This window comes from Arthrobacter pascens (assembly GCF_017052465.1).
Taxonomy (GTDB): Bacteria; Actinomycetota; Actinomycetes; order Actinomycetales; family Micrococcaceae; genus Arthrobacter; species Arthrobacter pascens.
Genome location: NZ_JAFHKT010000143.1, coordinates 39,599 through 52,266 on the forward strand (window position 1 = coordinate 39,599; position 12,668 = coordinate 52,266).

At 68.0% G+C, this 12,668-nt stretch carries 13 protein-coding genes; 11 read left to right on the forward strand and 2 right to left on the reverse strand.

Annotated features, from left to right (window positions below; translation table 11 throughout):
• Positions 1 to 64 precede the first annotated feature (64 nt).
• From JYA52_RS13245 to JYA52_RS13275, 7 genes are all read left to right on the forward strand, one after another.
• Positions 65 to 1,075, forward strand: coding sequence for a tetratricopeptide repeat protein (locus JYA52_RS13245; RefSeq protein ID WP_205653646.1), 1,011 nt, complete (start codon positions 65 to 67; stop codon positions 1,073 to 1,075).
• Positions 1,075 to 2,178: an NADH:flavin oxidoreductase/NADH oxidase gene (locus JYA52_RS13250; RefSeq protein ID WP_205653647.1), complete on the forward strand. Its 1,104-nt coding sequence runs from the start codon at positions 1,075 to 1,077 to the stop codon at positions 2,176 to 2,178. The genes JYA52_RS13245 and JYA52_RS13250 overlap by 1 nt, the downstream gene beginning before the upstream one ends.
• Positions 2,179 to 2,287: 109 nt before the next feature.
• Positions 2,288 to 3,052 carry an ABC transporter ATP-binding protein gene (locus JYA52_RS13255; protein ID WP_205653648.1) on the forward strand — a complete coding sequence of 255 codons (765 nt, stop codon included), beginning with the start codon at positions 2,288 to 2,290 and terminating at the stop codon, positions 3,050 to 3,052.
• Positions 3,034 to 4,605, forward strand: a complete 1,572-nt coding sequence (locus JYA52_RS13260; protein ID WP_205653649.1) for a transporter — start codon at positions 3,034 to 3,036, stop codon at positions 4,603 to 4,605. The genes JYA52_RS13255 and JYA52_RS13260 overlap by 19 nt, the downstream gene beginning before the upstream one ends.
• A gap of 102 nt (positions 4,606 to 4,707) precedes the next feature.
• Positions 4,708 to 5,490, forward strand: a complete 783-nt coding sequence (nagB, locus tag JYA52_RS13265; protein WP_205653650.1) for a glucosamine-6-phosphate deaminase — start codon at positions 4,708 to 4,710, stop codon at positions 5,488 to 5,490.
• Between the two features lie 87 nt (positions 5,491 to 5,577).
• A complete protein-coding gene (locus JYA52_RS13270; RefSeq protein WP_205653651.1) occupies positions 5,578 to 5,919 on the forward strand; it encodes a DUF3039 domain-containing protein in 342 nt (113 codons plus the stop codon).
• Positions 5,919 to 7,697 (forward strand): DEAD/DEAH box helicase, encoded by a 1,779-nt coding sequence (locus JYA52_RS13275; RefSeq protein WP_205653652.1) that lies wholly within the window; start codon positions 5,919 to 5,921, stop codon positions 7,695 to 7,697. The genes JYA52_RS13270 and JYA52_RS13275 overlap by 1 nt, the downstream gene beginning before the upstream one ends.
• 8 nt (positions 7,698 to 7,705) lie before the next feature.
• Here JYA52_RS13275 and JYA52_RS13280 read toward each other — a convergent pair whose 3' ends face one another.
• Complete coding sequence (locus JYA52_RS13280) at positions 7,706 to 8,341, reverse strand: isochorismatase family protein (RefSeq protein WP_205653653.1); 636 nt, start codon at positions 8,339 to 8,341, stop codon at positions 7,706 to 7,708.
• Positions 8,342 to 8,350: 9 nt separating this feature from the next.
• The gene (locus JYA52_RS13285; protein WP_205653654.1) at positions 8,351 to 9,679 is read right to left on the reverse strand and encodes a nicotinate phosphoribosyltransferase; all 1,329 of its coding nucleotides are present in this window, start codon (positions 9,677 to 9,679) and stop codon (positions 8,351 to 8,353) included.
• A gap of 37 nt (positions 9,680 to 9,716) precedes the next feature.
• Between JYA52_RS13285 and clpS the strand changes: the two genes are divergently transcribed.
• The 4 genes from clpS to JYA52_RS13305 all read left to right on the forward strand — a co-directional run bounded on the left by clpS (position 9,717) and on the right by JYA52_RS13305 (position 12,614).
• Entirely contained in the window at positions 9,717 to 10,097 is a 381-nt protein-coding gene (clpS, locus tag JYA52_RS13290) for an ATP-dependent Clp protease adapter ClpS (RefSeq protein WP_205653655.1), read from the forward strand.
• Positions 10,090 to 10,656, forward strand: a complete 567-nt coding sequence (locus tag JYA52_RS13295) for a DUF2017 domain-containing protein (protein ID WP_205653656.1) — start codon at positions 10,090 to 10,092, stop codon at positions 10,654 to 10,656. Before clpS ends, JYA52_RS13295 begins: the two co-directional genes overlap by 8 nt.
• A 138-nt stretch (positions 10,657 to 10,794) precedes the next feature.
• The gene (gene murI / locus JYA52_RS13300; protein ID WP_372433844.1) at positions 10,795 to 11,820 is read left to right on the forward strand and encodes a glutamate racemase; all 1,026 of its coding nucleotides are present in this window, start codon (positions 10,795 to 10,797) and stop codon (positions 11,818 to 11,820) included.
• Positions 11,817 to 12,614, forward strand: coding sequence for an MBL fold metallo-hydrolase (locus tag JYA52_RS13305; RefSeq protein WP_205653657.1), 798 nt, complete (start codon positions 11,817 to 11,819; stop codon positions 12,612 to 12,614). Before murI ends, JYA52_RS13305 begins: the two co-directional genes overlap by 4 nt.
• Positions 12,615 to 12,668: the final 54 nt, after the last annotated feature.

Genomic DNA, 12,668 nt, shown 5'->3' on the forward strand with positions numbered 1-12,668 from the left:
CGGGGCGGTGCTCTCTGCGTTAACCGTGCCCCCTGTGGCGCCGGGAGTGGCTAGAGTGGAAGCTATGAGTTCGCCAGCCTCCCGTCCTGTCCCTCCAGCCGCCGCCAGCCAGCTCAACCTGCGCGGCGCCGTCGATCTGTCTGTCCTCAAGCAGCGCCAGGCGCCGCCGGCTGCTCCGGCGGCGGGCCCCGCTGCCGGCGCCGGCCCGGCCAGCACGCCCCCGGCCGGAGCGCCCGGGACTGCCGGCTCCGAGGCGCCGGCCCTTCGCGTCGATGTCACCGAGGCCAACTTCCAGGACCTCGTGGAGCTGTCGTCGCAGGTCCCCGTGGTGTTCGCACTCTGGGCAGCGTACTCACCGGAATCGGCGGGCGTGCTGGATGCGCTGGAGCGGATCGTGCAAGGCTATGCCGGCCGATTGGTGCTGGGTGCGGCGGACATCGAGGCCTTTCCCCAGCTCGCCCAGGCCTTCCAGGTGCAGGCCGTGCCCACAGCAGTGGCCGTCCTCAAGGGCCAGCCCGTTCCGCTGTTCCAGGGCGGGGCCGACGAACAGCAGATCCGCGCACTGCTCGACGAACTGCTCAAGGTTGCCGCAGCCAACGGCGTGTCCGGCAGCGTCGGCGGAGCTGCCGCGGCCGAGCCGGCCACAGCGCCGGTGCCGCCGCTGCATCAGGCCGCCTTCGATGCCATCGAGGCCGGGGACTACGCCGCCGCCGCGGCGGCCTACCGGCAGGCGCTGACCGAGATGCCGGCCGATGCCGAGGCCAAGGCAGGCCTGGCACAGGTGGAACTCATGGACCGGCTCCAGAAGGTCTCCGGCCCGGAGGGTGACGCGCTCCGGCAGCTCGCGGCCGACGAACCGGACAACCTCGATGCCCAACTCGGAGTCGCCGACCTCGACGTCGCCGGGGGACACGTGGAGGATGCCCTGAACCGCGTGGTGGCATTCATCGGCAGGAACTTTGGACCGGAGCGTGAGACGGCCCGCGTGCGGCTGCTGGAGCTGTTCGACGTCGTCGGGAGCACCGACCAGCGCGTCGCAAAGGCCCGCCAGGCGCTGGCGCGGGTGCTGTTCTAGTGACAGTTCCGGCCCTCTTCAGGCCGCTGTCCCTCCGCTCGCTGCGGCTGCAGCACCGGGGCTGGGTTTCGCCCATGTGCCAGTACAGCTGCGACCCTGAGGCCGCGCCGGGTGTGCCCAACGACTGGCACCTCATGCATTTGGGCTCGTTCGCGGCCGGGGGAGCGGCCCTGATCCTCACCGAGGCCGCGGCAGTCAACGCCTCCGGGCGGATCAGTCCGCGTGACGCCGGGCTTTATAACGACGAGCAGGCGGCCGGCTGGGAGCGCATCGTGGGCTTTGTGCACCGCCACGGCGCCGCGGACGCCAAGATCGGCGCCCAGCTCGCCCACGCAGGCAGGAAGGCCTCCACCTACTGGCCGTTTTCCGGGGAGAAAGGGTCTGTTCCCGCATCCGCCGGCGGTTGGGAGACCGTGGGGCCCGGCAGCGGGGCGTTTGACGGCTACGCTGCACCGGCGGCAATGACAGAGGAGGACATCCGGGGCGTCATCGCCGATTTCGCCGCTGCGGCCACGAGGGCCGTCGACGCAGGGTTCGACACGATTGAAATCCATGGTGCGCACGGCTACCTGCTGCACCAGTTCCAGAGTCCGCTCGTGAATGACCGCACCGACGCCTGGGGCGGGGACGCCGCAGGCAGGAACAGGCTGACCCTTGCCGTCGTCGACGCCGTGCGCGCCGTGATCCCCGACTCCATGCCGCTGCTGCTGAGGATTTCGGCCACGGACTGGACCGAGGGCGGAATCGTCGTCGAGGACTCCGTGCAGCTTGCGGCCCAGGCCGCGGAACACGGCGTTGACCTCATCGACGTCTCAAGCGGCGGTGCGGTGGCGCACCAGCAGATCCAGCCGGGACCGGGATACCAGACCGGCTTCGCCGCCCGCATCCGCCGCGAAACCGGCGTTGCCACGGGCACCGTCGGGCTGCTGACGTCGCCCGGGCAGGCGGAGCATGTGGTTGCCACCGGACAAGCCGACGGCGTCTTCATCGCCAGGGCGGCGCTGCGGGACCCGCACTGGTGGCTGCGGGCCGCCTTCGAGCTCGGACACGACCTCAAGTGGGCACCCCAGTACGAGCGGGCGGTGCCCCGGCGGACGTTTTGAGCACCCGCAGCGGGGCGCGGCCCTCAGCCCTGAGGCGGAGCCGCTGCCGGCGGCGCTTTACTCCTTGAGGGGGATCCCGCCGCGGCCGGGACGCGGATAGGGTGAGTCCATGAGTGTTCCCGCCGCTGCCCTGTCCATCAGGGGACTTGCCAAGCGCTTCGGCAGCAAGATCGCCGTCGACGGTATCAGCCTGGAGGTTCCCGCCGGCTCTTTCTTCGGAATCGTCGGCCCGAACGGTGCAGGCAAGACCACCACGCTGTCCATGGCCACCGGGCTTCTGCGGCCCGATTTCGGCACGGCGGTGGTCCACGGCGTTGACGTGTGGGCGCGGCCGCTGGAAGCCAAGAAGCTGATGGGCATCCTGCCGGACGGCATCAGGCTGTTCGACCGGCTCACGGGCGAACAGCTCGTCACCTACGCGGGACTGCTCCGCGGCATGGACAAGGCCGTGGTCTCGGCCCGCGTGGGGGAGCTGCTGACCGCGCTGGACCTGAGCGGTGACGCCGGAACGCTCGTGGTGGACTACTCGGCCGGGATGACCAAGAAGATAGCCCTCGCGTCCGCCCTGATCCATGCGCCCAAGGTGCTGGTCCTGGACGAGCCGTTCGAATCAGTGGACCCGGTCTCCGCAGCAAACATCCGCGACATCCTGGAGCGGTACGTTGCCAGCGGAGGAACCGTGATCGTCTCCAGCCATGTCATGGACCTGGTGCAGCGGATGTGCGACCACGTTGCCGTCGTTGCCGAAGGACGGCTCCTGGCCGCGGGTACTGTGGCAGAAGTCCGCGGCGGCGTGAGCCTCGAAGAGCGGTTCGTCCAGCTGGTGGGCGGAAAAGTCCAGACCGGGGGGCTCGAGTGGTTGCGCACCTCCTAAGGCTGAAACTGACGCTTTTGCGCAACGGGCTGCGGCGGAGTCCGCTGCAGCTGATCGGCCTGGCAATCGGCGGGCTGTACGCCCTGGGGATCGTGGGCACATGCGTCGCGGCGCTGCTCTTCCTCCGCCAGCAGGACCCGCTCCTTGCCCAGACAGTTGTTGTGCTCGGCGGTTCTGCGGCCCTGCTCGGCTGGGGGATTGTTCCCGTGGTTGCCGCCGCGGCCGACATGACGCTGGACCCCGCGCGGTTCGCAACCTCGGCGATCCCGATGCCCCAGCTGTTGGCGGGCCTTGCTGTGGGAGGCCTGATCGGGATTCCCGGGCTGGCCACATCACTCGTGGCCCTCGCGACGGTGGGCACCTGGTGGCGGGGCGTCCTCCCTGCGGCCGGCGCCCTCGTCGGTGCCGTTGTGGCCGTGCTGAGCTGCGTCGTGCTGTCCAAGGTGGTCACCACCGCCACCGTTAGCCTGGCTGCTTCGCGGCGCTTCAAGGATGCCAGCGGATTGGCCTTCATGGTGCCCCTGGTCCTGATGGGGCCTCTTGTGGCCGGCGTGTCACAGGGCATTGCGGACTCCCGGGACTTCCTCACCGAGCTCGCACAGGTTCTGTCCTGGACGCCCCTGGGCGCAGCCTGGTCACTGGGCGGCGACCTCGCGGCGGGGCGTCCTGTCGATGCAGCCCTGAAGCTCCTCATCGGCGTGGCAACCCTCGGCGCCATGGCCTGGTGCTGGAAACTCCTGCTGCAGCGCGCCCTGGTCACCCCGCCCTACGCCGGAAGCAACCGCAGGACGGGGGGCCGGATGGGGCTGTTCGCGCTGTTTCCCGCCTCGCCGACGGGCGCCATTGCCGCCCGTTCCCTGACCTATTGGTTCCGGGATCCGCGGTACTCCGGATCCCTCGTGGCCATTCCGCTCCTGCCCGTGGTGCTGGCGTTCCAGGGAAGCCAGACGGGCAGTTTCGGCGTCATCATGATCGTCGGCCCGCTGACCGCATTCCTGCTGGCCTGGTCCATCTCGGCCGATGTGTCCTACGACAACACGGCATTCGCCCTGCATCTCGCCGCAGGAGTCCGCGGCCTGCATGACCGGTTGGGGCGCGCCCTGGCATGCCTTTCCTTTGCCTTGCCCACCGTGCTGGTCCTTGCGGTGGGGCCGTTCTTCCTGACCGGGAACTGGGAGTGGCTGCCGGCCATCCTGGGGCTCTCCCTCGGTGTGTTGTTCAGCGGGCTTGGCCTCGCCTCGGTGGTTTCGGCCCGCTACACGGCGGCGGTTCCGCTCCCCGGGGACAGCCCCTTCAAGAAACCGCCCGGCAACGTGGGCCAGACCCTGGCCGTCCAGTTCGGCGGCATGGGCGTCCTGCTGGTGCTGATGCTTCCGGAAGCCGCCCTGCTGATCGCCCAGTCCGTCACCGGTGACCCGGCCTTTGGCTGGGCCAACCTCGCCGTCGGGCTGCTGCTGGGACTGGCCCTCTTCGTGGCAGGCGTCCGCGTCGGCGGCCGCTGGCTCGATGCCCGCGGGCCCGAGTTGCTGGCCCAGCTGACCGTCAACAGGTAACGGGCCTGCCGGGGCGGCTCCGCACGTGGTTGACTAGGCACGAGACCGCTGGCCCGGACCGTGCACGTCCGGTCGCGGCATGCAGATGAAAGGCGGTGCACCGTGGAGGTCGTGATCCTTCCGGGCAACAGGCAGATCGCCTCCCTGGCGGCGGATGCCGTCCAGGCGCTGCTGCGCCGCAAGCCCGAGGCCGTGCTGGGCCTGGCCACAGGTTCATCGCCACTGCCGATCTACGATGAACTGGCAGCGCGCCATGAGCGTGGCCTGCTGGACTTCAGCAGGGTCCACGGCTTTCTGCTGGACGAGTACGTGGGGCTGGAACCCGGCCATCCGGAGTCCTACCGCGAGGTCATCCGCAGGGACTTTGCCGACAGGGTCAACATCCCCCCGGACAATGTCCACGGCCCGGACGGCAGCGCGCCGGACATTCCCGCCGCGTGCCGGGCGTACGAGGACGCCATCCGGGAGAGCGGCGGGGTGGACCTGCAGCTGCTGGGACTGGGAACCGACGGCCACATCGGATTCAACGAACCGGGTTCATCGCTGGCGTCCCGGACGCGCATCAAGACGCTCATTGAGCAGACACGCCGGGACAATGCCCGCTTTTTCGGCAGCCTCACGGAGGTGCCCCACCACGTGCTGACGCAGGGACTGGGCACCATCCTCGAATCCCGCCACGCCGTGCTGGTGGCGACGGGGGCACAGAAAGCGCAGGCGGTCCATGATCTCATCGAGGGTCCCGTGGCGGCAGTCTGCCCCGCTTCCGTCCTCCAGCTGCATCCGCACGCGTCCATCCTCATCGACGAGGCCGCGGCGTCGTCGCTGAAACTGGCCGACTACTACCGCCATTCGTACGATCACAAGCCGGCCTGGCAGGACCTGTAGACGCCGCGCCGGCCGCTTTGCCTGCTGCTTTGCCGGCTGCGCGGCTCCGGTCCGGGGTCCGCGGCCCACGCTCCGGGACGGGCTAAGATGGATGGCATGACTAGCATGACGGATCCTCTCGACAACGACCCCATGCGTGAGCTCTCCGGAGCCGGATCGTCCACGGCCACCATTGAGCGCGAGGAACAGCGCCAGGAAGTGGAACCCGGCGACCGTGAACGCTTCTCGCATTACGTCCGCAAGGAAAAGATCATGGAGTCCGCGCTGACCGGTGACCCCGTCATCGCGCTGTGCGGCAAGGTCTGGACGCCCGGGCGTGACCCGCAGAAATTCCCGGTCTGCCCGATGTGCAAAGAGGTCTACGACGGCCTTCGCCCGGGCAATGACGGCGGCAAGGGGTCCGGCGGGGACTCAGGCAACAACAAGTAGTGACGGAGACACTCTTCGGCGGACCCACCCTGCCCCCGGCTTATCCGGAACGTGCAGCCTGGGGAACCGCCCAGAAACTCCGTGCCTGGCAACAGGAAGCCCTCGACCGCTACTTCAGCACTGGTCCGCGCGACTTCCTGGCTGTGGCGACGCCCGGCGCAGGCAAGACCACCTTCGCCCTCCGCGTGGCGTCCATGCTCATCGAGTCCGGCGCCGTTAACCGGGTGACCATCGTTGCCCCGACGGACCACCTGAAGAGGCAGTGGGCTGACGCCGCCGCACGCGTCGGCATCGCCATCGATCCGAACTTCAAGAATTCCGACGGCCAGCACGGCCGGGGCTTCATTGGCGTTGCCGTGACGTATGCGCAGGTGGCCAGCAAGCCCATGCTGCACCGTGCCAAGACCGAGGCTGCCCGCACCCTGGTGATCCTGGACGAGATCCACCACGGCGGCGAGGCGCTGTCCTGGGGAGACGGCCTCCGCGAGGCGTTCGATCCCGCGGTCCGGCGCCTGTCGCTGACCGGCACCCCCTTTCGTTCGGACACTTCGCCCATCCCGTTCGTGGAGTACGCGGAGGACCGGGACGGCATCAGGCGGTCCAAGGCGGACTACACCTACGGCTACGGCAATGCGCTGCGCGACCACGTGGTGAGGCCGGTCATGTTCATGGCGTATTCGGGCCAGATGCGCTGGCGCACCAGCGGCGGAGAGGAAATGGCCGCTTCCCTTGGCGAGGCCGCGGTGACCAAGGATGTCACGTCCCAGGCATGGCGCACAGCCCTGAACCCCGCCGGGGAGTGGATTCCGGCCGTGCTCGCCGGAGCGGACAAGCGCCTCAGCGAGGTGCGCCGGTCCGTGCCGGATGCAGGCGGCCTGGTGATCGCGACGGACCATGAGGATGCCAGGGCGTATGCCGGCCAGCTGAAGAGGATCACCGGCGAATCGCCCACCGTCATCCTGTCGGATGATGCGAAGGCTTCGAGCAAGATCGAAGAATTCTCGGCGAACGAGAAGCGCTGGATGGTGGCCGTCCGCATGGTGTCCGAAGGCGTGGACGTTCCGCGTCTTTCGGTGGGCGTGTACGCGACGTCGACGTCCACGCCGCTGTTCTTCGCCCAGGCCGTGGGCCGTTTTGTGCGTGCGCGGAAGCGGGGCGAGACCGCCTCTGTGTTCCTGCCCTCGGTTCCCCAGCTGATGGCGCTGGCCAACAGCATGGAGGCGGAACGGGACCATGCCCTGGACCGGCCGGAAAAGGAGGACGGTGACGGCCTCTTCAATCCGGAAGATTCGCTCATGGACGAGGCCAACCGTGAGGACAAGGCCTCTGACAGCCTGACCAAGGGCAAGTTCGAGGCCCTTGATTCCCAGGCATCCTTCGACCGTGTGCTGTTCGACGGCGGCGAATTCGGCACGGGCGGCGACATCGGGTCCGAGGATGAACTGGATTTCCTCGGCATTCCGGGCCTGCTGGACGCCGAACAGGTGGGAACCCTGCTGCGCCAGCGCCAGCACGAGCAGCAGAGCCGGAAAAAGCGCCAGGGCCCCGCGGCGGCCCCGGCGGCGCCGGCCGTTCCGGACCACCGGATGCTGATGGACCTGCGGAACGAGCTTGCGAAGAATGTGGCTGCCTGGTCCGCCCGGACGGGAACGCCCCACGGTGTGGTCCATACGAAGCTGCGTACTGTCTGTGGCGGTCCGCCCGTCGCGCAGGCCAACGAGGAGCAGCTGCAGTCAAGGCTCAAGAAGCTCCAGGACTGGTTCGTCGGCCGCAAGTAGCGGGACGGCTACTCGAGGTCAACGCCCCCCAGTTCCAGCTCGGCGTAGGTATCGTCCAGGTCCTCGGCGATTCCCGCCGTCAGCCGCTTGATGACAGTGACCGAGTAGCCCGCCTGCACGGCGTCCAGGGAGGTGGCCATGACGCAGTGGTCGGTGGCGAGGCCCACCACCACGACGTCTTCCACATCGTGGCTCTGGAGCCAGTCGTCCAGGCCTATGGAGTCCTCTTCGGGCGCGTAGTCCGCATCACCGGGCATGGGCAGGGCGCCGGGTTTCCGGTCACCGGTGGGCACAGCGTCCTCGGGAGCGAGCAGGCCCTCAAAGCCGGAGTATGCGGCGGTGTGCAGGCCCTTGTGGAAGTAGGCCTGGATGTGTTCGGTCTCAAGGTCCGGATGGAGTTCAGCGCCCTGCGTTCCCGCGACGCAGTGCGGCGGCCAGCTGTCCTTGAAATCCGGTGTCTCCGAGAAGTGCGCGCCGGGATCGATGTGCCAGTCCTGCGTGGCGACGATGTGGTCGAACTGGAGGTGGTGCGCTTCGACGTACTCGCTGATGGCCCCCGCCACGGCGGCTCCGCCCTCCACCGGCAGGGCGCCGCCCTCGCAGAAGTCGTTCTGGACGTCGACAATGATCAGTGCACGTGACATCAGTTCTCCTCAGTTTTCCTCGTAAAGAGTGGGGATGGCCGGCTCGCCGCGATGCAGGCGGTGCACGACCGCCGGCAGTTCCGCCATGGATTCGGCATGGCGCTGGCGGGCGCGCAGCACGCCTTCGTGGCCGGTCCAGGCCGGCAGCAGCTCTCCGTTCTTGATGAACTGCTGCAGCAGGGGCCGGTCGTTGCCGTCGTCGAGGGGGCGGTGGCCCACGCCGATAAGTTCCTGGGTGGCCGTGCCGTGCTCGTTCAGCCGGCGGAGGGCATATTTGCGCCCGCCCTTGCTCACCTTGTTCTTGGCAGTTTTGGCCACGGGAACGAACTCCCCGTTGTCGTCAGTGCGGCTGACAAGCTTGTACACCATGCTCGCGGTGGGCGCCCCGGACCCGGTAACAAGGGACGTGCCCACGCCGTAGGCGTCCACCGGCGCGGACTGGAGGGCCGCAATGGCGAACTCGTCGAGGTCGGAGGTGACCATGATGCGGGTGTTCACGTTGCCCAGCTCATCGAGCAGCCGGCGCACCCACTGGGCCTGCTCCACCAGGTCGCCCGAGTCCAGCCGGACGGCGCCCAACTGGTCCCCGGCGATGTCCACGGCCGTACGGACGGCCGTTTCGACGTCGTACGTGTCCACGAGCAGCGAGGTGCCGGTACCCAGCGAGGCGACCTGCGCCTCAAAGGCGTCGCGTTCGGTGTCATGGAGCAACGTGAAGGAATGGGCCGCGGTGCCCACGGTCTTGATCCCGTAGCGGAGGCCGGCCTCGAGGTTGGAGGTGCTGTCAAAACCGGCGATCACGGCGGCGCGGGCAGCGGCCGTGGCCGATTCCTCGTGCGTCCGCCGCGAGCCCATTTCGATGCAGGGCCGGTCCCCGGCCGCGGTGATCATCCTGGAGGCCGCCGAGGCGATGGCGCTGTCGTGGTTCAGCACGGAGAGGATATAGGTCTCCAGGATGCAGGCCTCGGCGAACGTCGATTCGACGATCAGGACGGGCGAGTTCGGGAAGTAGGCCTCGCCTTCCGCATAGCCCCAGATGTCCCCGGTGAAGCGAAAGTCGGCCAGGTAATCCAGGGTCTTCTGGTTGACCACGTGCGTACGGCCCAGAAACTCCAGTTCAGCGTCGCCGAAGCGGAAGGCCGCGATGCCGTCCAGCAGCCGGCCGGTGCCGCCCACGATCCCGTAGCGCCGGCCGTCGGGCAGCCTGCGTGCGAACGCCTCGAAGACTGACTTGCGGTGGGCGGCGCCGGAATGGAGCGCGGCCTGCAACATGGTCAGTTCGTAGTGATCAGTGAACAGGGACGTGCGTGGCTGGTTCCAGCCCGGGGAGGTACTCACAAAATCACTCTAGTGCGCCTCCCCATAGAATGGACAGATGACCTTAAGCGTTGCGCTCGGCCCTGACACACAGGAGAGCACCCAAACCGGAACAGCGGAGTCCACCGACGCCCTGACCGCCCCTGACATCCCCTGGAACCTGGTGATCTGGAATGATCCGGTCAATCTCATGAGCTATGTCAGCTTCGTTTTCCAGAGCTATTTCGGGTATTCGGAAAGCAAGGCGAACAAGCTCATGATGGAGGTTCACAAGAAGGGCCGGTCCATCGTTGCCCACGGCAGCAAGGAACAGGTGGAACAGCACGCGGTGGCCATGCACGGCTTCGGCCTGTGGGCAACGGTTGAGAAGGCCACCGGCGGAAACAGCGGGGGCGGCAAGAACGGCGGCCCAGGCAAGGGCAGGGGAAAACGTGGCTAAGGCTTTCAAATACGGGCTCAAGGGCATCACGGGGTTCCTGGAACCGGCGGAGCGGGAGCTGCTGCGCAGTCTTTTTGACGACGTCATCTCGATGCTCGAGCCGGAAGACCGCGGAAACCAGGATCCGCTGGCCGCCATGATCGGGCTGGACATGGACGTCAAGGAGCCTTCGGACCGCGCGCTCCGGCGGCTCTTGCCGAACGTTGTTAAGGACGACGGCGCCGCCTCCCTTGAGTTCCGCCAGCTCACCGAACGTTCACTGCGGGAAAGCAAGATCGGCGCGCTGCGCGCGGCGGCGCTGGAGCTGGACAAGGATGAGCTGGTCCTGACTGCCGCCGACGCCCGGCACTGGTCCACGGCACTGAACGATGTCCGGCTGGTCCTGGCCGAGCGCCTCGACATCCGGGACGAGGCCGATGCCGACCACGTGCACCAGATGCAGGACTGGTCCCAGGCGGAAGACGTGGAAAGCTACCTGGCCCTCGTCTACAACTTCACCACGTGGCTTCAGGAGTCCCTCGTCCAGGCGATGCTGCAGTCCCTGGAAACCCGCCCGTAGCCCCATCTCGGGGCACGTTGTCCGCTGGCCTTCCACGTACGGGCCGGCGCGCGGGTTCCCGGATGTGACAAATTTGACATGAGGCGCACACCACAAGTGATGGCCGCGCCTACCGGGAAGACCTATCCTCGAATAATCATGACTTCAGCATCGAGCACGGATCCCGCAGCAGGAGCTGCGCCGGATTCCGCAACGACCATCGGCGGCAACCTCGGATCGCTGCCGATCGGGGTCTTCGATTCGGGCGTCGGCGGACTCACGGTGGCGCGTTCCATCATCGACCAGTTGCCGAACGAATCCATCCTCTACGTCGGTGACACCGCCCACGGGCCCTACGGTCCCCTCCCCATCGCCGAGGTGCGCGCCAATGCCCTGGGCGTCATGGACGAACTGGTGGATTCCGGCGTCAAACTGCTCACCATCGCCTGCAACTCGGCGTCGGCAGCGGTCCTCCGGGACGCCCGCGAGCGGTACACGGCCCGCTACGGGATTCCGGTGATCGAGGTGATCCAGCCGGCCGTCAGGCGTGCCGTGGCGGCCACCCGCACCGGGCGCGTCGGCGTGATCGGCACCTCCGCCACCGTGGGCTCCCGCGCCTACGAGGACACGTTTGCCGCGGCGCCGGACCTTGTCATCACCTCCGTGGCCTGTCCCGCGTTCGTCAGCTACGTGGAGGCGGGCATCACCACCGGCCCCGAATTGCTGGCTGTGGCGGGGGAGTACCTCGAGCCGCTGAAGGCCGCCGGAGTGGACACCGTTGTGCTCGGCTGCACCCACTACCCGCTGCTGACCGGAGTCATTTCCTATGTCATGGGCGAGGACGTCACCCTCGTTTCCAGTGCCGAGGAAACCGCCAAGGACGTGTACCGCGCGCTTGCCAGCCGCGGCCTGGAGCGGACCGCCGCTGCCGCGCCGGAGCACAGCTTCATCGCCACGGGTGACGCGGGCCAGTTTGAATCGCTCGCGCGCAGGTTCCTCGGGCCCGAAGTCCTCAGCGTCAAGCACGTCGACCATGTGGCCGCACAGTATCCGACCGGAAGCCTGGCGCGCATTACGCCGGAAATGATCGCCGCTGCCCAGCGTGCGGCGTCCCGGCCGCGGATCTCGAATTTTGTGGGACAGGGTGCCGGCGGCAGCCCGTCGTCCGGAGGTTCCGCCCTGTGAAGCTCACCATCGTCGGCTGCACCGGGTCCTTCCCCGGGCCTGGTTCGCCCGCGTCCTGTTACCTGCTGACAGCGCATGACGGCGAACGCACCTGGAAAGTCGTCATGGACCTTGGCAGCGGAGCCCTGGGCGCCATCCAGCGCTACACGGACCTTGAGGACATCGACGCCATCTTCCTGACGCACCTGCACCCGGACCACTGCATGGACCTGTGCGGACTGCACGTGGCCGTGCGGTGGAAGCCCGGCGGCTGGGACCGGGGACGCATCCCGGTCTGGGGGCCTGCCGCGACGGCGGACAGGATGGCCACCGCGTACGGCCTTGACCTCGACCCGGGCATGCACGAGGAATTTGACTTCACCAACTGGACCGAGCGCCAGTCCGTCACCGTGGGGCCTTTCACCGTGACGCCCTTCGCGGTGAACCATCCCGTGGAGGAGGCCTACGCGCTGCGCGTGGAGGTGACCGAGCCCGACGCCACCGGGGCGGCCGTGACGCGCGTCCTGACCTACTCGGGGGATACCGATTCCTGCCGCGGACTCGAAGAAGCTGCCAAGGACGCTGACCTGTTCCTGTGCGAGGCGGCCTTCGAAGAGGGCCGCGACGACGGCATCAAGGACGTCCACCTGACAGGCAAGCGGGCAGGCGAAGCCGCTGCGGTGGCCGGCGCCCGCCGCCTGCTCCTGACGCACATCCCGGTCTGGACCTCCCAGACGAAAGTCATGGCCGAGGCGCGTCCCGCTTTCGGCGGCGATGTCGCCGTCGCGGTCGCGGGAGTCCACTACATCGTCTGAGGGCACGGTCTGAGGCTGGCACCTACTGCGCCAGCCGGGCGCGGATAAATCGAT